This is a genomic window from Kribbella sp. DT2 (assembly GCF_049844575.1).
Taxonomy (GTDB): domain Bacteria; phylum Actinomycetota; class Actinomycetes; order Propionibacteriales; family Kribbellaceae; genus Kribbella.
On record NZ_JBNCLH010000001.1, the window covers coordinates 1703500 to 1725098 of the forward strand.

Below are 21599 nucleotides of genomic sequence, written 5' to 3' on the forward strand. Positions count from 1 at the left end.
CGTGCCGGCCCTGGACGTGCTGATCAAGAAACCGCTGAACTCGCTCGACCGGCTCGGCGAGCAGCTGACCTTCTACCTCAAGGCGCTGGCCTGGTCCGGCAAGGCGATCACCCGGTACCGCAAGGAGATCCTGCGCCTGCTGGCCGAGGTGACGCTCGGCAGCGGCGCGCTCGCGGTGATCGGCGGCACCGTCGGCGTGATCACGTTCCTGGCCTTCTTCACCGGCACCGAGGTCGGCCTGCAGGGGTACTCGGCGCTGAACCAGATCGGTACGTCGGCGTTCGCCGGCTTCGTCTCGGCGTACATCAACACCCGCGAGATCGGCCCGCTGATCGCCGGCATCGCGCTGGCCGCGACGGTCGGCTGCGGCTTCACCGCGCAGCTCGGCGCGATGCGGATCAGCGAGGAGATCGACGCGCTCGAGGTGATGGCGATCCCGTCGCTGCCGTTCCTGGTCACCACCCGGATCATCGCGGGCCTGATCGCCGTCGTGCCCCTGTACGTCGTCGGCCTGCTCTCGTCGTACTTCGCCACCCGGCTCACGGTGACCCAGTTCTACGGGCAGAGTACGGGGACGTACGACCACTACTTCCATCTGTTCCTACCACCCGGCGACGTGCTCTGGTCCTTCGGCAAGGTGCTGGTGTTCGCCGTCCTGGTGATCCTCGTGCACTGCTACCACGGGTACCACGCGACCGGTGGCCCGGCCGGCGTCGGCGTCGCGGTCGGCCGCGCGGTCCGGACCTCGATCGTGGTGATCAACGTGGTCGACCTGCTGCTGTCGATGGCGATCTGGGGGACGACGACGACCGTGAGGCTGGCCGGATGACGCGACGCGTGCTGGGAGTCGCCTTCATCGGCGTGCTCTGCTTCCTGCTCTGGCTGACCTACGCCTTCTACGCCAAGGTGTTCACCGACACCGTCGAGGTCCGGCTGAAGACCAGCCACATCGGCCTGCAGCTGAACACGCACGCCGACGTGAAGCTGCGCGGCATCATCGTCGGCGAGGTCCGGTCGGTCTCCACCGACGGCGAGGAGGCGACGGTGAACCTGTCGCTCAAGCCCGAGCAGGTCCAGGAGATCTCCGCCGCGGTCAGCGCGCGGATCCTGCCCAAGACGCTGTTCGGCGAGAAGTACGTCGCGCTCGTCCCGCCGCCGGCGAGCGAGAACTCCCGGCCGATCAAGGCCGGTGACGTGATCGCGCGGGACAAGACCGCGGTCGGCATCGAGATCGAGAAGGTGCTGAACGACGCGCTCCCGCTGCTCCAGGCGGTCGACCCGGCCGACCTGAACGCCACGCTGAACACGCTGGCCACCGCGCTCGAGGGCCGCGGCACCGAGATCGCCGAGACGCTGACCCAGCTCGACGGGTACCTGAAGAAGCTGAACCCGAGCGTCCCGAAGCTGATGGAGGCGCTGACCAAGCTGACCCAGGTCTCCCAGCTGTACGGCGACGTGACGCCCGACCTGGTCCGTGCCCTGCGCAACCTGACCGTCACCGGCAACACCGTGGTGGAGAAGGAGAAGCAGCTGCAGACGTTCTTCACCGACGTCCAGACCCTGTCCGGTACGGCGAACGGCTTCCTGCGCGAGAACGAGGACCGGGTGATCCGCCTCGGCGAGGTGAGCAAGCCGGTGCTCGACCTGCTCGAGCGGTACTCGCCGGAGTTCCCGTGCTTCCTCAAGGTGATGACCGACACCGCCCCGGTCCTGAGCGACATGTTCCGCGACGGCGCGCTGCACATCAACCTCGAGCTGATCACCAACCAGCCCACGCCGTACCAGCCGGAGGAGAAGCCGAAGTTCCTCGACAAGCGCGGCCCGACCTGCGTGGGCAAGAACTACAGCCACCCGGGGGAGAAGCCGGGTCCGTACACGCAGGACAACCCGGCGCCGTACATCACCGGTGAGGACGGCGTGATCGGCGACCACAACAAGCTCGAACGCTTCCCGCTCAACCTGCAGCTCAACCGGTCCGCTCCCGGCTTCGCGCTGGACACCGGCGGTGCCGGCACGCCGGCCGAGCAGAAGGTGGTCAACTCCTTCGCCGGCCCGGCGATGGGCGTCCCGGCGGACGACGTACCGGACCTGACCACGCTGATGATCGGCCCCCTCGTCCGCGGAGGCCAGGTGAACCTCAAGTGAAGCTGCTCGACAAGAAGACCTCGCTCGACAGCGTGCGGCTGGCGATCTTCGTGGTCGTCACGACGGTGGCGACCGCGCTGCTGGCGGTGACGATCGGCAACATCAGCTTCACGGCGACCACGACGTACAAGGCGGTCTTCACCGACGTCGTCGGCCTGAACAAGGGCGACGACATCCGGATCGCCGGCGTCAAGGTCGGCCAGGTCGACAAGATCGCGCTCAAGGACGACACGCTCGCGCTGATCACGTTCAGTGTCGACTCCAAGCAGGTGCTCGACACCGGCACCCGCGCGACCCTGCGCTACCGCAACCTGGTCGGCAACCGCTACGTCGCGCTGACCGAGGGCGTCGGCGGCGGCGAGCGGATGAAGGAGAACGAGACCATCGACAAGGACCGGACCGCGCCGGCCCTGGACCTGTCGGTGCTGTTCAACGGGTTCAAGCCGCTGTTCACAGCGCTCACCCCGGCCGACGTGAACCAGTTCGCCTTCGAGGTGATCAAGGTCCTGCAGGGCGAGGGCGGCACGATCGAGAGCCTGCTCGCCCGGACCGCGTCGCTGACCACGACGCTGGCCGACGCCGACCAGGTGGTCGGCGACCTGATCACCAACCTGACCTCGACGCTGCAGATCGTCTCGCAGCGGCAGCAGAACTTCTCCCAGCTGCTGGTCAACCTGCAGCAGTTCATCACCGGCCTGAGCAAGGACATCCAGCCGATCCTCGGCTCGCTCGGCTCGATCAACTCGCTGAACAACAAGACGGCCGGCCTGCTGCAGCAGACCCGCGTGCCGATCAAGGCCGACCTCGACCGGCTTCGCCAGGTCTCCACCACGCTGGACGACACCCAGGCGATCTGGGTCAAGACCCTGCAGAAGATGCCGAGCAAGCTGAACACGCTGACCCGGACCGCGTCGTACGGCTCCTGGTTCAACTTCTTCCTCTGCGGCTTCGACGGCAACGTCACGCTGCCGCTCGGGACCCGCATCCCGATCTCGTACGACAACAACTCGGCGAGGTGTGACCACCCGTGAAGCCCTTCCGCGAACAGAACCAGGTGACCATCGGCGTGGTCGGCCTGACGGTGATCGGGCTGATCATGCTGGCCGCGTTCAAGGCGCAGGACCTGCCGCTGATCGGGGGCGGGACGAAGTACTCCGCGCAGTTCTCCGAGGCCGGCGGGCTGAAGAAGAACGACGAGATCCGGGTGGCCGGCGTCCGGGTCGGACAGGTCCGCGGGGTCGAGCTCGAGGGCACCCACGTTCGGGTCGACTTCGTCGTCGACCGGGGCGTGGAGCTCGGCGAGCAGACCGGCGCCGAGATGAAGATCAAGACGCTGCTCGGCCAGAAGTACCTCAAGCTCAACCCGGCCGGTGGCGGTGAGCTCAAGGAAGGCTCGGAGATCCCGCTGGCGCGGACGGTCGCGGCGTACGACGTCGTGGACGCGTTCACCGACCTGGCCAACACCACCGAGCGGATCGATACCGCCCAGCTGGCCCGGGCCCTCGACACCTTGTCGACCACCTTCAAGAACACGCCGGAGGAGGTGAAGGCGTCGCTGAACGGGCTGTCCCGGCTGTCGCGCAACGTGGCCAAGCGGGACGAGGAGCTGAAGACCCTGCTCAAGCACTCCGACACCGTCACCAAGGTCCTTGCCGACCGCAACCAGCAGCTGATCAAGCTGATGAAGGACGGCAACACCGTGTTCCAGGCGGTGCAGGCCCGGCGCGCGCTGATCCACCAGCTGCTGGTCTCGACGCAGAAGCTGTCCGCGCAGGTGACCGCGCTGGTCCGGGAGAACCGCAAGGACCTGACACCGACCCTGCAGAAGGTGAACGCGGTGCTCGCGATCCTGCTGAAGAACCAGAACGCGCTGGACGCCAGCATCAAGGGCCTGGCGCCGTACGCGCGGGTCTTCACGAACACGCTCGGCACCGGTCCGTGGTTCGACACCTACGTGCAGAACCTGGCGCCGGTCCCGGAGATCCCGCTGCCACCGCTCATCCCGGGGCTGCCGCCGATCCTGGGCGGTGGTGGACGGTGAAGCTCGCGTCGTTCTCGCGGCTGGTCGCGATCGGTGTCGTTCTGGTGGTCCTCGCCGTCAGCGTCGTTTCCCTGTGGCCGCACCCGGAGCGGGTCAGCGCCACGGCGTACTTCCCGCGCGCGGTCAGCGTCTACCCGGGCTCCGACGTCCGGATCCTCGGCATCAAGGTCGGCGAGATCGAGAGCGTCACGCCGGCCGGGCGGACGGTCCGGGTGAAGTTCTGGTGGGAGGCCGAGCACAAGGTGCCGGCCGGCGCGAAGGCTGTCATCGCGTCGCCGTCGATCGTTGCCGACCGCTACATCCAGCTGACCCCGGCGTACAGCAAGGGCGACGTGATGGCCGACGGGGCGCAGATCCCGCTCGAGCGCACCGCCGTACCGCTGGAGCTCGACCAGATCTACCAGAGCCTCAACGACCTCTCGGTCGCGCTCGGCCCGAAGGGTGCCAACGACCAGGGCGCGCTGTCGCGGCTGCTCGACGTCTCGGCCGCGAACCTGAACGGCCAGGGCGCCAAGCTCAACCAGACCATCACCGACGTGTCCAAGCTGTCCCAGACGCTGGCAGGCAACTCCAAGAGCCTGTTCGCGACCGTTCGGCAGCTGCAGACGTTCGTCTCCTCGCTGGCCGCGAACGACGCGCTGGTGAAGCAGTTCAACAGCAACTTCGCCGCCACCTCGACGACGCTGGCCGGCGAGCGCAAGGACCTGGCCGCCGCGCTGAACCTGCTGGCCACCGCGCTCGGCGAGGTCGCGTCGTTCGTCAAGGACAACCGGTCGCTGCTGAAGACCACGATCTCCGGCGCGACCGACATCTCCCAGATCCTGGTCAAGGAGAAGGCCGCGCTGGCCGAGATCATCGACACCGCGCCGCTCGGCCTGGGCAACCTGGCCCGCGTCTACAACCCGCAGTTCGGCACGCTCGACCAGCGGATCAACCTGGCCCAGCTGGACGACCCGGCGACGTTCATCTGCTCGCTGCTGATCCAGGCCAACCAGCCGCTGTCCGCGTGCTCGGCGCTCAAGCCGATCTTCGACGCGCTGCCGAAGCTGCCGCTGCTCAGTCAGCTCACCGGCGGCGCTCCGGCCAGCGGCGGCCCGGCCGGTACGCCGTGGGCGCCGGCTCCGGCGCCCAAGATGCCGACGCCCGACCCGGTCGACCCGTCGCTCGGCGGGCTGTTCCCGGAGGGCACGCGATGAGACGGCGTACGGCGTTCGTGGCGGGCGTGGTCGCGATGGCGACGCTGTTGTCCGGCTGCGACTTCACCGTCTACTCGCTGCCGCTGCCCGGTGGCGCCAAGATCAAGGGGCCGTCGTACACGGTGACCGTGGAGTTCACCGACGTGCTCGACCTGGTGCCGAAGTCGACGGTCAAGGTGGACGACGTCACCGTCGGCACGGTCGAGAAGGTCTGGCTGGACGGGTTCGTGGCGAAGATCCGGATCAAGCTGCCGAAGAGCCTCGACCTGCCCGACAACGCCCGCGCGACGATCCGCCAGACCAGCCTGCTGGGCGAGAAGTTCGTCTCGCTCGCGCCGCCCGGCGGGACCGAGAAGCCGCGCGGCAAGCTGGAGAACGGCGAGCTGATCCCGCTGTCGCGGACCACCAGCAACGTCGAGGTCGAGGAAGTCCTGTCGGCGCTGTCGCTGCTGCTGAACGGCGGTGGCGTGGCCCAGCTGCAGATCATCACCCAGGAGCTGAACAAGGCCCTGACCGGCAACGAGCCGGCCATCCGCAGCGTGCTCACCCAGCTGAACACCTTCGTCGGCACGCTCGACACCAACCGGCAGAAGATCGTCACGGCGATCACCGCCGTCGACGCGCTGGCCAAGAAGCTGAACGCGCAGAAGACGACGCTGGCGACCGCGATCGACTCGCTGCCGAAGTCGATCAAGACCCTCGACCAGCAGCGCGCCGCCTTGGTGAAGACGCTGCAGGCGCTGGCGAACCTGGGCAACACCGCGACCCGGGTGATCACCGCGTCGCAGAAGGACCTGGTCGCCAACCTGAAGTCGCTGTACCCGGTGCTGACCAAGCTGGCCGAGGCGGGGGAGAACCTGCCGAAGTCGCTGGAGCTCCTGCTCACGTACCCGTTCCCCGACGCCGCGGCGGACGCCGTACAGGGTGACTTCACGAACCTGGTGATCACGCTGGACGTCGACACCCAGAAGGCGCTGAAGGGCCTGCTCGGGCTGAACCTGCCGACGGTCGGGCCGACCGCGCTGCCGACGGCGAACCTGAGCCTGCCGTTCCGCAACTCGCCCAAGTTCCCACCGAAGTCGGGCGGCCTCCCGCCGTTGCCCCTGCCGACCGGTACGGCGACCAGCTGCGTCACGCTGCTCGGTCTTCCGGTCTGCACACCGACGCTGAACCGGCCCGCCTTCGACCCCGAGCTGGCGAAGGTCCTGATGCCGGGGGTGGCCAAGTGATCTCCAAGACCGTCCGGATCCAGCTGATGGTGTTCCTGCTGATCACCGTCGTCGGCATCGCGTACGTCGGCGGCAAGTACGCGCAGGTGGACCAGTTGCTGTTCGACGACGACTTCACGGTCAGCGCCAGCTTCGCCGAGTCCGGCGGCATCTTCAGCGGCGCCGAGGTCACGTACCGCGGCCAGCCGGTCGGCCGGGTCGGTGAGCTGACGCTGCTCGACGACGGTGTCGAGGTCGACCTGGACATCGAGAAGAAGCAGAAGATCCCGAACGACCTGGTCGCCGTGGTGGCCAACCGGTCCGCGATCGGCGAGCAGTACGTCGACCTGCAGCCGCGCCGCGACGGCGGGCCGTTCCTGCAGGACAACTCGAAGATCGCCCGCGCCGACACCGCGCTGCCGATCGACACTACCGAGCTGCTGCTGAACCTCGACCAGCTGGTGAACTCGGTCGACAAGACCAGCCTGAAGACCACCGTCAAGGAGCTCGGCGACGCACTGCGCGGCAAGGGCAGCGACCTGCAGAAGATCATCGACAGCTCCGGGCTGCTGATCGACGACGCCGACGCGAACATCGCCCAGACGATCAAGCTGATCAACGACGGCAACACCGTGCTGGCCACGCAGGTCGCCAGCGGCGACGCGATCCGGACCTGGGCGAAGAACCTCGCGCTGCTGTCCGACACGCTGGTCAGCTCCGACTCCAGCCTGCGCTCGGTGATCGACCAGGGCTCGGGCGCGTCGCAGCAGCTGACCGGGCTGATCTCGGAGAACCGGGCCAACATCGCCGTGCTGCTGGGTAACCTGCTGACGGTGAGCCAACTGACCGCCGTCCGGCTGGACGCCGTCGAGCAGTTGCTGGTGGTCTATCCGGCGGTGTCGATGGGCGGGTACGTCGTACCGGGCAAGGACAAGGGGACCGGGCACTACGACGCGCACTTCGGTCTGGTGCTCGGCTTCTCACCACCGGCCTGCCGGGCGGGCTACAACGGGACGGACAAGCGGGTGCCGCAGGACACGACCGACAAGCAGGCCAACACCAAGGCCTCGTGCACGGCGGGACCGAGCACCGGGCAGAACGTGCGCGGCGCGCAGAACAAGCCGGCGCCGTCGTCGCGCGAGGGACTGAACCGGCCTGGGTACGGCGTCGGCTACGACCCGGCGACCGGCGAGGCGGGTGGCACCGGCGGGATGCCGGAGATGGTGCTCGGGTCGACCGGCGGACAGGCGGAGTACCTGGGCTCGGACTCCTGGAAGGGCCTCATCCTCGGACCGGTGACCGCGAAGTGACGGCGTCTCGGAGAGGTTCGCTGATTCTGGCGTGGGCGCTGAGCGTGCTGCTGATCGTCGCGCTGGCTGCGGTGACGGTGTCGGTGGTCGCGCTGCGCAAGCAGGACGTGCGGGCCGAGGACCGGGTCGGCGCGATGCGGTCCGCGCGGCAGTTGGCGCTGGACTTCACGACGTACAAGTACGACAGCTGGGACGCCGACGCGCAGCGGGTGCTGAACGACTCGACGGGTCAGTTCAAGGAGGAGTTCCAGGCCGGCTCGAACTCGGTGAAGACCGAGGTGGTGGCGAACAAGGCGACCTCCAAGGGCGACGTGAAGGAGGCCGCGGTGGTGTCGAACGACAAGGACTCCGCGCAGGTGCTGGTGATCGTGAACGCGGTGGTGACCAACACCGCCGCCAAGGACGGCGTCGAGCGCCGCTACCGGATCAAGCTCGACCTGGTGCGTGACGCCGACCGCTGGCTGACCGCCGACCTCCAGGTGGTGGGCTGATGCCCCGCAAGATCGCCGGCCAACGGCGTCACGAGAAGCCTGTCACGGTCAGTGACGAGCCGGTGGTGGAAAGAGAACCAAGAGTAGAGAAGAGAGTTGAGAAGAAGGCGGAGAAGGCGGAGAAGGCAGAACCGCCTGCCGCGCGTCGGGTGAGCTTTGTGCTGACGGTGGGTTTGTCGGTGGTGCTCGTGCTCGTGCTGGCGCTCGGCGCGGTGCTGGGGCTCAAGGCGTGGCGCGGGCAGCAGACCGAGGAGGCTCGGGGGCAGGCGGTGAACGCCGGGCGGAAAGCTGCCGAGACGGCGCTCAGCTACGACTACCGGACGCTCGACAAGAGCTTCGCCGCCGCGCGCGGGACGATGACGCCGGAGTTCGCCGGCAAGTTCGACGAGACCGCGAAGGTGGCCGGCGAGCTGGCGACCAAGACCAAGGCGACGGTCCGGGCCGAGGTTCGCGAGGTCGGTGTCCGCGACGCCGACGCGAACCGCGTCACGCTGGTGATTTTCGTGAACCAGACCACCACCAGCACGATCACGCAGGGTAAACCCCGGGTCGATCTGAACCGGACCCGCTTCACGATGGTCCGAAACGGCTCGCGATGGCTGGTCCAGGAGATCGCCGGACTGTAGTCTGCTGGTGACTGAGGAACGGATTGACCGGATTGGCTCGCGGGTGTCTTCCCGCTCGAGATCCCGGGTCGGTCCTTGACTCAGTGGGTGGTCCGACGGCATAGTGTTGGACCCCATTGGACAGCCTTGTCCAGATCGGGTAGCCTATTGCTTTGCGCTGCCTTTACTCCTCACTCTGGCTCAGGTCAAGACTTGACTAGGGGAGTTCGGCGTGCGCTCCCAGCACCGAAGTTTGCGAGCCCGTGGAAGGACGCCCCTTGGTCGCCTCGCGCAACCCCCAGTCCGACAGCATTACCGACGTTTCCGGCTCACCACGCCGCATCTCCTTCGCCAAGATCTCCGAGCCTCTCGAGGTGCCGGACCTTCTGGCGTTGCAGGTGGACAGTTTCGACTGGCTGGTCGGCAACGAAACCTGGCAAGGCCGTGTGGCCGCCGCCGAGGCCGAGGGACGGACCGAACTGTCCGGCCCGTCCGGCCTGGAAGAGATCTTCGAGGAGATCTCCCCGATCGAGGACTTCAGCGGCACCATGTCGCTGTCGTTCCGCGACCACCGGTTCGAGCCGCCGAAGAACACGGTCGACGAGTGCAAGGAGCGCGACGTCACCTACTCGGCGCCGCTGTTCGTCACCGCCGAGTTCATGAACAACGAGACCGGCGAGATCAAGAGCCAGACCGTCTTCATGGGCGACTTCCCGCTGATGACGCGCAAGGGCACGTTCGTGATCAACGGCACCGAGCGTGTCGTCGTGTCCCAGCTGGTCCGTTCGCCCGGTGTGTACTTCGAGCGCACGCCGGACAAGACGTCCGACAAGGACATCTTCACCGCCAAGATCATCCCGTCGCGCGGTGCGTGGCTGGAGTTCGAGGTCGACAAGCGTGACCTGGTCGGCGTACGGCTGGACCGCAAGCGCAAGCAGAACGTCACCGTGCTGCTCAAGGCGCTCGGGTGGACCGACGCGCAGATCCTCGAGGAGTTCGGCGAGTACGAGTCGATCCGCCTCACCCTGGAGAAGGACCACACCTCCGGGCAGGACGACGCGCTGCTGGACATCTACCGCAAGCTGCGCCCGGGTGAACCCCCGACGCGCGAGGCCGCGCAGGCGCTGCTGGACAACTACTACTTCAACGGCAAGCGCTACGACCTGGCCAAGGTCGGCCGGTACAAGATCAACAAGAAGCTCGGGCGCGACGAGCAGCACGACACCGCGGTACTGACGATCAACGACATCGTCGCCACGATCAAGTACCTGGTCGCGCTGCACGAGGGCAAGACCGAGCTGGACGCGCCGCAGGGCGAGATCGTCGTCGAAGAGGACGACATCGACCACTTCGGCAACCGCCGTCTGCGCACGGTCGGCGAACTGATCCAGAACCAGCTCCGCACCGGCCTGGCCCGGATGGAGCGCGTGGTCCGCGAGCGGATGACGACCCAGGACGTCGAGGCGATCACGCCGCAGACCCTGATCAACATCCGTCCCGTGGTGGCGGCGCTGAAGGAGTTCTTCGGAACCTCACAGCTGTCGCAGTTCATGGACCAGACGAACCCGATCGCGGGCCTGACCCACAAGCGCCGCCTGTCGGCGCTGGGCCCGGGTGGTCTGTCGCGTGAGCGGGCCGGCTTCGAGGTCCGCGACGTGCACCCGTCCCACTACGGCCGGATGTGCCCGATCGAGACCCCGGAAGGCCCGAACATCGGCCTGATCGGCTCGCTCGCGACGTACGGCCGGGTGAACCCGTTCGGCTTCGTCGAGACGCCGTACCGCAAGGTCGTCGACGGCCGGGTCACCGACCAGGTCGACTACCTGACCGCGGACGAGGAGGACCGGTTCGTCATCGCTCAGGCCAACGCGGCACTGACCGACGACGACGTGTTCGCCGAGGACCGGGTGCTGGTCCGCCGGCGCCACGGTGAGGTCGAGCTCGTGCTGGTCGAGGACGTGGACTACATGGACGTCAGCCCGCGCCAGATGGTGTCGGTCGCGACGGCGATGATCCCGTTCCTCGAGCACGACGACGCCAACCGCGCCCTGATGGGCTCCAACATGCAGCGCCAGGCCGTTCCGCTGATCACCGCGGACGCCCCCCTGGTCGGTACCGGCATGGAGTTCCGTGGAGCGGTCGACGCCGGTGACGTGCTGGTGTCGGAGAAGGCGGGTGTGGTCAAGGAGGTCTCGGCCGACCTGATCGAGATCGCCGCCGACGACGGCACGTACCAGACCTACCGGCTGGCCAAGTTCCGTCGCTCGAACCAGGGCACCTGCATCAACCAGCGTCCGCTGGTCGACGCGGGGCAGCGGGTCGAGACCGGCTCGCCGCTGGCCGACGGTCCGTGCACCGACGAGGGCGAGATGGCTCTTGGTCGCAACCTGCTCGTGGCGTTCATGCCGTGGGAGGGTCACAACTACGAGGACGCGATCATCCTCAGCCAGCGCGTCGTGCAGCAGGACCTGCTGACCTCGATCCACATCGAGGAGCACGAGGTCGACGCCCGCGACACCAAGCTGGGCCCGGAGGAGATCACCCGCGACATCCCCAACGTCTCCGACGAGATGCTGGCGGACCTGGACGAGCGGGGCATCATCCGGATCGGCGCCGAGGTCACCACCGGTGACATCCTGGTCGGGAAGGTCACGCCCAAGGGCGAGACCGAGCTGACCCCGGAGGAGCGGCTGCTGCGCGCGATCTTCGGTGAGAAGGCCCGCGAGGTGCGCGACACCTCGCTGAAGGTCCCGCACGGCGAGAACGGCACCGTCATCGGGGTCCGCGTCTTCGACCGCGACAACGGCGACGAGCTGCCGCCGGGCGTGAACCAGCTGGTCCGCGTGTACGTCGCGCAGAAGCGCAAGATCTCGGTCGGCGACAAGCTCGCCGGACGCCACGGCAACAAGGGCGTCATCTCCAAGATCCTGCCGGTCGAGGACATGCCGTTCATGGAGGACGGCACCCAGGTCGACATCATCCTGAACCCGCTGGGCGTGCCCGGCCGGATGAACGTCGGTCAGGTCCTCGAGACGCACCTGGGCTGGGTCGCCAGCCGCGGCTGGAAGGTCGACCCGGACAGCCCGGAGGAGTGGGCGCAGCGACTGATCAAGATCGGCGCCGGCGAGGCCGAGCCGATGACGAACGTCGCCACCCCGGTCTTCGACGGCGCGCGGGAGGAAGAGGTCACCGGCCTCCTCGGCTCCACGCTGCCGAACCGTGACGGCGACCGGATGGTCGACAGCACCGGCAAGGCCAACCTGTTCGACGGCCGCTCGGGTGAGCCTTTCCCGGCACCGGTCGGGGTCGGCTACATGTACATGCTGAAGCTGCACCACCTGGTGGACGACAAGATCCACGCCCGCTCGACCGGCCCGTACTCGATGATCACGCAGCAGCCGCTGGGTGGTAAGGCGCAGTTCGGTGGTCAGCGGTTCGGCGAGATGGAGGTGTGGGCCCTCGAGGCCTACGGTGCCGCCTTCGCGCTGCAGGAGCTGCTGACGATCAAGTCGGACGACGTGGTCGGCCGGGTCAAGGTGTACGAAGCGATCGTCAAGGGCGAGAACATCCCGGAGCCGGGTATCCCGGAGTCCTTCAAGGTTCTGGTCAAGGAAATGCAGTCCCTGTGTCTGAACGTTGAGGTGCTCTCGTCCGACGGAAGCCGGGTCGAGATGCGCGACAGCGAAGAGGATGTCTTCCGCGCGGCGGAGGAACTGGGGATCGACCTGTCCCGGCGCGAGCCGAACAGCGTCGAAGAGGTCTGAGCGGGTTGCCGCTTTTGATCAACAACCAACTCACTCAGACCCAACTTTTGACAATCGGGAGATAACACATCGTGCTCGACGTGAACTTCTTCGACGAGCTTCGGATCGGCCTGGCGACCGCGGATGAGATCCGCCAGTGGTCGCACGGCGAGGTCAAGAAGCCCGAGACGATCAACTACCGGACGCTCAAGCCGGAGCGTGACGGTCTGTTCTGCGAGAAGATCTTCGGTCCCACCCGGGACTGGGAGTGCTACTGCGGCAAGTACAAGCGCGTTCGGTTCAAGGGCATCATCTGTGAGCGGTGTGGCGTAGAGGTCACCCGTCAGAAGGTGCGCCGTGAGCGGATGGGCCACATCGAGCTGGCCGCGCCGGTCACCCACATCTGGTACTTCAAGGGTGTCCCGTCGCGACTTGGTTACCTGCTCGACCTCGCTCCGAAGGACCTCGAGAAGGTCATCTACTTCGCGGCGTACATGATCACCGACGTCGACGACGAGGCGCGGCACCGCGACCTCGCGTCGTTGGAGGGCCGGACCGACGTCGAGCGCAAGCAGCTCGAGAACCGGCGCGACAACGACATCGAGACCCGGATGAAGAAGCTGGAGGAGGACCTGGCGCAGCTCGAGGCCGAGGGCGCCAAGGCCGACGTCCGGCGCAAGGTCAAGGAAGGCGCCGAGCGTGAGGTCAAGCAGCTGCGCGACCGTGCGCAGCGCGAGATCGACCGCCTCGACGAGGTCTGGACCCGGTTCAAGAACCTGAAGGTCCAGGACCTCGAGGGCGACGAGATCCTCTACCGCGCCATGAAGGAGCGGTTCGGCAAGTACTTCGAGGGCGCGATGGGCGCGGCCGCGATCCAGCGCCGGCTGCAGACCTTCGACCTGAAGGCCGAGGCCGACAGCCTGCGCGAGACGATCAAGACCGGCAAGGGCCAGCGCAAGACCCGCGCCCTGAAGCGGCTCAAGGTCGTCACCGCGTTCCTGGCCACCAACAACAGCCCGATGGGCATGGTCCTGGACTGCGTCCCGGTCATCCCGCCGGACCTGCGGCCGATGGTCCAGCTCGACGGTGGCCGGTTCGCCACCTCGGACCTGAACGACCTGTACCGCCGGGTGATCAACCGGAACAACCGGCTCAAGCGTCTGCTCGACCTGGGCGCTCCGGAGATCATCGTCAACAACGAGAAGCGGATGCTGCAGGAGGCCGTCGACGCACTGTTCGACAACGGCCGTCGTGGCCGTCCGGTCACCGGCCCGGGCAACCGGCCGCTGAAGTCGCTGTCCGACATGCTCAAGGGCAAGCAGGGTCGTTTCCGTCAGAACCTGCTGGGCAAGCGCGTCGACTACTCCGGCCGTTCGGTCATCGTGGTCGGCCCGCAGCTGAAGCTGCACCAGTGCGGTCTGCCGAAGGCGATGGCGCTGGAGCTGTTCAAGCCGTTCGTGATGAAGCGGCTGGTCGACCTCAACCACGCGCAGAACATCAAGTCCGCCAAGCGGATGGTCGAGCGTCAGCGCGCCCAGGTCTGGGACGTGCTGGAAGAGGTCATCACCGAGCACCCGGTCCTGCTGAACCGTGCGCCTACGCTGCACCGGCTCGGCATCCAGGCGTTCGAGCCCCAGCTGATCGAGGGCAAGGCGATCCAGATCCACCCGCTCGTCTGCTCCGCGTTCAACGCGGACTTCGACGGTGACCAGATGGCGGTGCACCTGCCGCTGTCGGCCGAGGCCCAGGCCGAGGCGCGGATCCTGATGCTGTCGACGAACAACATCCTGAAGCCGGCCGACGGCCGTCCGGTCACGATGCCGACGCAGGACATGATCATCGGCATCTACTTCCTGACGATGCTGAAGGACGGTGTGCTGGGCGAGGGCCGGGCGTTCGGTTCCGTGGCGGAGGCCCTGATGGCCTTCGACCGCAAGGAGCTGTCGCTGCAGGCCAAGATCACCCTGCGCCTGAACGAGGCGGCCGCGCCGGAAGGCTCGCTCGCGCTCGACAACGGTGGGTTCTCGCTGGAGACGACGCTGGGTCGCGCCCTGTTCAACGAGGCGCTGCCGGCCGACTACACCTTCGTGGACACCGAGGTCGGCAAGAAGCAGCTGGGCTCGATCGTCAACGATCTGGCCGAGCGGTACTCGAAGGTCCAGGTCGCCAACTGCCTGGACGCGCTGAAGGACCTCGGTTTCCGCTGGGCCACCCGCTCGGGTGTCACGGTGTCGATCGACGACTTCAGCACGCCGCCCTCGAAGCCCGAGATCATGGCGCGCTACGAGTCGCAGGCCGAGAAGGTCCAGAAGCAGTTCGAGCGGGGTCTGATCACCTCGTCCGAGCGGCGCCAGGAACTGATCGAGATCTGGACCGGAGCCAACGCCGAGGTCGGCAAGGCGATGGAGGAGAACTTCGAGAAGGCCAACCCGATCTGGATGATGGTCCACTCGGGTGCCCGAGGCAACATGATGCAGATCCGGCAGATCGCCGGTATGCGTGGCCTCGTGGCCAACCCGAAGGGCGAGATCATCGCCCGGCCGATCAAGTCCAACTTCCGCGAGGGCCTGTCGGTGGTCGAGTACTTCATCGCCACCCACGGTGCTCGTAAGGGTCTGGCCGACACCGCGCTGCGCACCGCCGACTCCGGGTACCTGACCCGTCGTCTGGTGGACGTGTCGCAGGACGTCATCATCCGCGAGGAGGACTGCGGCACCGAGCGTGGTCTGCCCAAGCAGATCGGTGAGAAGGGTCCGGACGGCAAGGTCGTGCACGCCGAGAACGTCGAGACCAGCGCCTACGCACGGACGCTGGCCACCGACGTCGAGGGCGCCGACGGCACCGTCGTACTGACCGCGGGCAGCGACCTGGGCGACGTGTCCATCGCCGCTCTGGTCGAGGCCGGGGTCGAGGTCGTCAAGGTCCGCTCCGTGCTGACCTGCGACGCCAAGACCGGGACCTGCGCGAAGTGCTACGGCCGTTCGCTGGCGACCGGTAAGACGGTCGACATCGGTGAGGCCGTCGGCATCATCGCGGCGCAGTCCATCGGTGAGCCGGGGACGCAGCTGACGATGCGGACCTTCCACACCGGTGGTGTCGCGGGTGATGACATCACCCACGGTCTGCCGCGTGTGGTCGAGCTCTTCGAGGCCCGCCAGCCCAAGGGCAAGGCGCCGATCGGTGAAGCCGCCGGCCGGATCGCGATCGAGGACACCGACAAGACCCGGAAGCTGGTGCTCACCCCGGACGACGGTTCCGAGGAGGTCGCCTACCCGGTGTCGAAGCGGGCCCGCCTGCTGATCGAGGACGGTCAGCACGTCGAGGTCGGTCAGCAGCTGACGCAGGGTACGCCCGACCCGCAGGAGGTTCTGCGGATCCTGGGTGTGCGCAAAGCGCAGGAGCACCTGGTCGACGAGGTCCAGGCCGTGTACCGGTCGCAGGGTGTGGCCATCCACGACAAGCACATCGAGATCATCGTCCGGCAGATGCTGCGCCGGGTCACGGTGATCGAGTCCGGCGAGGCGAACCTGCTGCCGGGTGAGCTTGCCGACCGGATCATGTTCGAGGCGGAGAACCGCCGCGTCGTGGCCGAGGGCGGTACGCCGGCCTCGGGTCGTCCGGTGCTGATGGGGATCACCAAGGCGTCGCTCGCGACCGAGTCGTGGCTGTCGGCCGCCTCCTTCCAGGAGACGACCCGGGTCCTGACCGAGGCCGCGATCCACGGCAAGTCCGACTCGCTGGTCGGTCTGAAGGAGAACGTCATCATCGGAAAGCTGATCCCGGCGGGTACCGGCATGGACCGTTACCGCAACATCCGGGTGGAGCCCACCGAGGAGGCGAAGGCCGCGATGTACTCGATGGTCGGCTACGAGTCGTACGACTACGACTTCGGCCCGTCCGCCGGGCAGTCGGTCCCGCTGGACGACTTCGACCTCGGTTCGTACAAGAACTGAGCCGAAGCACCACGCACCGCCGAGGGCGGCACTCCCACCAGGGGGTGCCGCCCTCGCGGCGTTCCCGGGGCCTGCCGGTACGGCGTACTGGAACAGGGCGGTCAGTACGCCGTACCGGGGTACCTCAAACGCTTGTCTGCGGTCGTTTTCGGCGTGTCGGAACAGCCTCGCGGGGTGGCGGCTGCAAGTGTCCGCGGGATAGGCCAAGATGACTCCATGACGGATCTCCCGCCCTACCTGCGGCCCTTTGTTCTGCCGGTCGCCGACGCCGGGGAAGTGCGGGTGGAACGGGTCGGCCACGTCGACCTCTACCACCCGGCAGGTACCGCCCGGACGGGCGCGATCCTCTTGGTGCACGGGGGTCCCATGCCGCCCGGCCTCGAGGTGCTGCCTCGGGACTGGCCGGTGTACCAGGGATACGCGACCGCGGCTGCGCAGCGCGGTCAGGTGGCTGCTGTGGTCGAGCACGGGTTGATCCGTGGCTACGACCAGCTGGTGGCCGCCGCCGACGACGTGGAGGCCGCCGTCGGTGTTCTCCGGGCCGACCCGCGGGTGGATCCGGGGCGCGTCGCGCTCTGGTTCTTCTCGGGGGCCGGGCTGCTCGCGGGGGAGTGGCTGGACAGCCGGCCGGACTGGCTGCGCTGCCTGCTGCTGACCTACCCCTTGCTCGCCACCCCGCCCGGTGTCGACGTACTGGTCAACGCTGCCGAAGTGATCGGCAAACAGAAGGACAAGGACCTGCCGGTGCTGCTGACGAGGGTCGGCCGCGAGCGCGCCGAGCTCGCCGGTCCGGTCGCGGAGCTCGTCTCCGCCGGCGGCGCCGCGCTGGACATCATCGACGTACCGAAAGGGCAACACGGCTTCGACATGCTCGACCACACCGAAGAGTCCCGCGCCGCGGTCACCAAGGCGCTGGACTGGGCCATCGCCCACCTGGGCGAAGACCCCACCGCGACCTCCACCGACACCCTCCCGATTCCCACTCCGACCACGAAGCAGGCACCTGTGAGCCCCGCCAGCTCCCCGGCGCCGAAGACGACCACCACGGTCAAGAACACACCGGCAGCAGCGAAGGCCGTACCAGTGGAAGCATCGAGTCCCGCACCGTCAGTCGCGCCTGATCTGACGGCTGTGGTGGCTACTGCCTTCTCCTTCGACACCGCGGCGACCCGCGTGGTCGATCGGGAGCACGCGACGTACGCCGCGCACGATCTCGAGGCGTTCCTCGCCCTGTACTCGCCGACCGCCCTGCTGCAGTTCGCCGACGGGGCGGTACTGCGGGGGCGGCGCTCCTTGCGCGAGTACTACGGGCCTCTGTTCGACGCCGGCAAGTGCAAGACCGAGACCCAGCAGCGGATGATGCTGGGCGAGTGGGTGGTGGAGCAGTCCGTCCGCCACGACACCGACCAGGGCCCACTGCCGACGATCGTGCTGTACCGCGTCCAGGACGGCCTGATCGTCGAGGTCCGTTTCCTCGCTTGACCGTCTCGGGCAGCTCGGACGTCGTGCCGAGCTGCCCGCGCGGGGGCCGTCAGGCCATCACGCCGAGCGGCTTGGGTTTCCAGCCCGGGAAGACCTTGCCGGCCTGGGTCGAGCTCAGACCGAGCCGGCCCATCGCGACGTCCGCCAGCACGTCGCGGTAGTCGTTCGTGCCCGGGACATCGCCTTGGTCGAGGACCTTCGGGTCCAGGCCTTCCCAGCGGCCGTGCGCACCGCCCTTGACCTTGCCGCCGAGGACGAGCGCGACGCCGCCGTGGCCGTGGTCGGCGCCGCTGTTGCCGTTCTGCTCGACGCGCCGGCCGAACTCGCTCATCGTCACGACCGTCGTGTTGTCGAGCTCCGGCCCCAGCTCGGCGGTGAACGCGGCGAGGCCTTCGGCGACCGTCTTCAGCGACCTGGTGAGATCGCCGTTGTCGACGGTGCCGATGTCGGTGTGCATGTCCCAGCCACCGAGGTCCACCGCGGCCACCCGTACGCCGGCCTTGTTCTTGATCAGCTGAGCGAGTGTCGCGAGCGAGTTACCGAACTCGCCCTCGGGATAACCCCGGTCCTTCGGCTCGGTCTGGATCGCCTGCTGGTAGCTCTGCGCCTTCGCCGACGCCTGCAACGCGGCAAGCCCTTGGACGCCGAGCGGATGGTCGATCCCGGTGTAGAGCGTCTCCAGCGCCTTCAGCGTCTGCGGCGCCACCCCGTCGATCCCCTTGACGCCGAAGTCCTTCAGTGACGTCAGCATCACCGGGTTGGTCGGCCCGAGCAGCGACCGCGTCATCCGCGCGCCGATCCCGAGCCCGCGGAACGTCGTACCAGGTCCCAGCTGAGCGATCACCCGGTCGAGCCAGCCGGACTGCACCGACGACCTCGCTGCTCCACCGCGCTCCAGACAGTCCTGCGCCTGGAAGTGGCTGCGCGTCAGGTCGGGCGTCGACACAGCCGGTACGGCGGCCAGTCGGCCCGACGTGATCAGCGGCGTCAACGGGGCCATCGCCGGATGCAGCCCGAAGCCCCGCCCGAAGTCGATCAGCGAAGCACCCCGTACGGCGATGCCCGGCCGGGCCTTCAGCAGTTGGGGATCGTCCGCCGGGACGAGGACCGACAGCCCGTCCATCCCACCGCGCAGGAAGATCACCACCAACGTTCCGGTCGACGAAGCGCCCGGCGCGGCCCAGGAGATCCGCGTGGTCACCAGCTGGTCGGCCACGGCGGCGACACCGACGCCGAGCCCGCCGGCGAGCAGCCGCCGCCGGGTGAACCCGCGGCTCCACTTCTCGCGCCGCTCGTCCACGTCGGCGGTGACTGCGGCGGCCTGAGCCCGTACGGCGGCGTCGGCAGGTGTCGGTCCGAGCTGCTGCCAGTCAGGGCAGTCGGGGTGCAGAGAGGACAGCGTTTCTGAGTGCTTCACGGAACAGGACTCCTACAGGGGAGATGGCCCGGCCGCAGGGGCGGCACGGCCGGGCCACGATCAGCGGGCGAGGAACTGCGGAGAGTCGAGCACCAGGGCGACGACGTGGCCTGCCTGCCACTCCATCCGGCCCTGGTCGACGCGGGACGTGCTCTTGGCGCCGACGAAGGTCGCCAGTGCGCTGCGTTGCCGCGTGTTGGGGCGCTGCCCGACCAGCCGCAGCCCCAGCCGGTCGAACCACTCCCGGTACGTGTCTCCGGACTTCGGGCGTAGGTCGGCCGGCAGCTTCTCGCGCTTCAGGCCGTCCCACCACCCGTACGAGAGAGCCCGGTGCGAGGACCAGCGCTCCAGCATCTGGCCTGCGGACGACCAGGCCGGTGCGACGTCCGGGTAGCCGTTCGGCGACGGCCAGGCGAGTGGTGCGTGGCCGAGGTTGTTCAGCTGCCAGTACATGGCTTCCAAGCCCTTGCCGGTCGTCGGACCGAACGGCAGGTCGAGCGTCCGGGCGGTCCCGACGACGTCCTCGAGCGGCCTTTTCGTCTTGCGTCCAAGGGAGTTCCAGAACTCACTGCTGCGGAACAACGCTGTCAGTACCGGCAGGATCGCCGTGTTGTTGCGCAGGTAGACCTGCGCCAGCCGAGCGACCAGGGCCGGCGGCGGTACGTCGTCCACGAACCGTACGACGAGCTTGCGCGCGATCGTCCTGGCCGTCGCCGGGTGCTTGGCCAGGTAGTCGAGGTACTTGTCGCCCAGCGCCAGCCCGCCCTTGGCGGAGGTGTTGGCCGCCGACCAGTCGAGCACCTTCACCCGCCCGGTCCGGTGCCGTTCCGGCTTGTAGTCGAACTCGCCGTCGTCGTTCGAGCCGCGTCCACTCAACACGTACGCGCTGCTGCGCATGTCCTTCTCGGTGTAGCCCGACGAGACGCCGACGGTGTGCAGCTCGAGCAGTTCGCGGCCGAGGTTCTCGTTGACGCTCTCCCGGGTGGAGGTGTCGTTGTCGAGGAAGTGCAGCATCGCCGGGTGCCGCATGGCCGCCTTGAGCATGTCGGCGTACCGGCCGAAGGCGTGCTTGCGGATCACGGCGGCTGCGTAGTGCGGAGCGACGTCCCAGCCGCGGTCCGACGGGGTGGCGACGTGCAGGTGGTTGGCGAAGACGTCGACGACCACCTCGAACAGCTGCCGCTGCCCGAACACCTGACGGCCGAGCGTCGCGAAGCCGGTCTGGAACATGGCGTCCCAGGAGTACTGACTGATCGAGCGTCGTACGGTCGCGACATCGGCACCCGCGAGCTTGAACGCCGACCAGGCCTGGTCGCCGGCCGGGTCCTTCGTGGTGGGGGACAGCTGAGCAGCGAGCCAGCGGTCGATGCCCAGCTTCGCCAGGCTCTTCACGTCCGACGGGCGCGGGCCGAAGGTCACCCGGTTGAGCAGGTGCCGCTGGGCCTGGGCCGTGGTGAGCGGTCCGGCCTTGTCGACCAGCAGGCCCGGTACGACGCGTCCTGCCTTGGCAGCCTCGGCGAATCCGGCGTAGTCACGGGTGGAGCCGGTCTGGGTCGGTGGCTTCTTCCGCTGGTCGCCGGCGACGTAGCTGGAGTCCCGGTCGTCCTCCTGGGTCGCCAGTCCCGGTCGCTCCGCTACGGCCGATCTGCTGGGCGACGTACCGAATCTGTCGGGCGCACCGGGTGTCGCGGCGACTCGCTCGCTCAGGCTGCCGTGCCGGGACAGCAGCTCGGCACCCAGCCCACCAGCGGCCAGTACGCCGGCGACCGTACCGATCGCTGCCCGCCGCGCGACGGGGGAGGGGTCGGGGGGACGGGGGACAGGGTCGTGATCCACAGAGTGCTCCAGGGCGGCGGAACGGCGTACGAATGGATCCCCGTTATCAGGTCGTTACGCCTGATGGGCGTGACTATGCCGCAGCGATCGAGCGGGCCAAACGGGCGCGGGAGGAGATTTACGCCGATCACACATTCACGATCGTGATGGTGCCTGGGGAAACTGGCTTGGA

At 67.9% G+C, this 21599-nt stretch carries 14 protein-coding genes; 12 read left to right on the forward strand and 2 right to left on the reverse strand.

The genetic code is table 11. The features are described from left to right. Position 1 precedes the first annotated feature (1 nt). From ACLQ2O_RS08135 to ACLQ2O_RS08190, 12 genes are all read left to right on the forward strand, one after another. Positions 2-829, forward strand: a complete 828-nt coding sequence (locus ACLQ2O_RS08135) for an MlaE family ABC transporter permease (RefSeq protein ID WP_425828810.1) — start codon at positions 2-4, stop codon at positions 827-829. After that, positions 826-2145 carry an MCE family protein gene (locus ACLQ2O_RS08140; protein ID WP_425828812.1) on the forward strand — a complete coding sequence of 440 codons (1320 nt, stop codon included), beginning with the start codon at positions 826-828 and terminating at the stop codon, positions 2143-2145. The genes ACLQ2O_RS08135 and ACLQ2O_RS08140 overlap by 4 nt, the downstream gene beginning before the upstream one ends. Further along, entirely contained in the window at positions 2142-3176 is a 1035-nt protein-coding gene (locus ACLQ2O_RS08145; protein ID WP_425828814.1) for an MCE family protein, read from the forward strand. The genes ACLQ2O_RS08140 and ACLQ2O_RS08145 overlap by 4 nt, the downstream gene beginning before the upstream one ends. Then, positions 3173-4186, forward strand: a complete 1014-nt coding sequence (locus ACLQ2O_RS08150) for an MCE family protein (protein WP_425828816.1) — start codon at positions 3173-3175, stop codon at positions 4184-4186. The genes ACLQ2O_RS08145 and ACLQ2O_RS08150 overlap by 4 nt, the downstream gene beginning before the upstream one ends. After that, positions 4183-5382: an MCE family protein gene (locus tag ACLQ2O_RS08155; RefSeq protein WP_425828818.1), complete on the forward strand. Its 1200-nt coding sequence runs from the start codon at positions 4183-4185 to the stop codon at positions 5380-5382. Before ACLQ2O_RS08150 ends, ACLQ2O_RS08155 begins: the two co-directional genes overlap by 4 nt. Continuing rightward, a complete protein-coding gene (locus ACLQ2O_RS08160) occupies positions 5379-6611 on the forward strand; it encodes an MCE family protein (protein ID WP_425828820.1) in 1233 nt (410 codons plus the stop codon). Before ACLQ2O_RS08155 ends, ACLQ2O_RS08160 begins: the two co-directional genes overlap by 4 nt. After that, a complete protein-coding gene (locus tag ACLQ2O_RS08165) occupies positions 6608-7900 on the forward strand; it encodes an MCE family protein (RefSeq protein ID WP_425828822.1) in 1293 nt (430 codons plus the stop codon). The genes ACLQ2O_RS08160 and ACLQ2O_RS08165 overlap by 4 nt, the downstream gene beginning before the upstream one ends. After that, entirely contained in the window at positions 7897-8391 is a 495-nt protein-coding gene (locus ACLQ2O_RS08170) for a hypothetical protein (RefSeq protein ID WP_425828824.1), read from the forward strand. Before ACLQ2O_RS08165 ends, ACLQ2O_RS08170 begins: the two co-directional genes overlap by 4 nt. Further along, positions 8391-9017 carry a hypothetical protein gene (locus ACLQ2O_RS08175; RefSeq protein ID WP_425828826.1) on the forward strand — a complete coding sequence of 209 codons (627 nt, stop codon included), beginning with the start codon at positions 8391-8393 and terminating at the stop codon, positions 9015-9017. Before ACLQ2O_RS08170 ends, ACLQ2O_RS08175 begins: the two co-directional genes overlap by 1 nt. Positions 9018-9274: 257 nt before the next feature. After that, entirely contained in the window at positions 9275-12760 is a 3486-nt protein-coding gene (rpoB, locus tag ACLQ2O_RS08180; protein ID WP_425828828.1) for a DNA-directed RNA polymerase subunit beta, read from the forward strand. A 71-nt stretch (positions 12761-12831) separates the two neighbouring features. Further along, entirely contained in the window at positions 12832-16692 is a 3861-nt protein-coding gene (locus ACLQ2O_RS08185; protein WP_425828830.1) for a DNA-directed RNA polymerase subunit beta', read from the forward strand. Between the two features lie 216 nt (positions 16693-16908). Further along, on the forward strand, positions 16909-18174 hold the full coding sequence (locus tag ACLQ2O_RS08190; RefSeq protein WP_425828832.1) for a nuclear transport factor 2 family protein: 1266 nt from the start codon (positions 16909-16911) through the stop codon (positions 18172-18174). A 49-nt stretch (positions 18175-18223) separates the two neighbouring features. Here the strand turns inward: ACLQ2O_RS08190 and ACLQ2O_RS08195 are convergent, their stop codons facing one another. Both ACLQ2O_RS08195 and ACLQ2O_RS08200 read right to left on the reverse strand, forming a co-directional pair. Further along, positions 18224-19591 (reverse strand): DUF1501 domain-containing protein, encoded by a 1368-nt coding sequence (locus ACLQ2O_RS08195; RefSeq protein ID WP_425828834.1) that lies wholly within the window; start codon positions 19589-19591, stop codon positions 18224-18226. 60 nt (positions 19592-19651) lie between these two features. Next, a complete protein-coding gene (locus tag ACLQ2O_RS08200) occupies positions 19652-21427 on the reverse strand; it encodes a DUF1800 domain-containing protein (RefSeq protein WP_425828836.1) in 1776 nt (591 codons plus the stop codon). Positions 21428-21599: the final 172 nt, after the last annotated feature.

Excerpts from the sequence above, each read along its gene's own strand:
- ACLQ2O_RS08140 (WP_425828812.1), top strand. The coding sequence starts at position 826 with ATGACGCGACGCGTGCTGGGAGTCGCCTTCATCGGCGTGCTCTGCTTC.
- ACLQ2O_RS08160 (WP_425828820.1), top strand. The coding sequence starts at position 5,379 with ATGAGACGGCGTACGGCGTTCGTGGCGGGCGTGGTCGCGATGGCGACG.
- ACLQ2O_RS08175 (WP_425828826.1), top strand. The coding sequence starts at position 8,391 with ATGCCCCGCAAGATCGCCGGCCAACGGCGTCACGAGAAGCCTGTCACG.
- ACLQ2O_RS08190 (WP_425828832.1), top strand. The coding sequence starts at position 16,909 with ATGACGGATCTCCCGCCCTACCTGCGGCCCTTTGTTCTGCCGGTCGCC.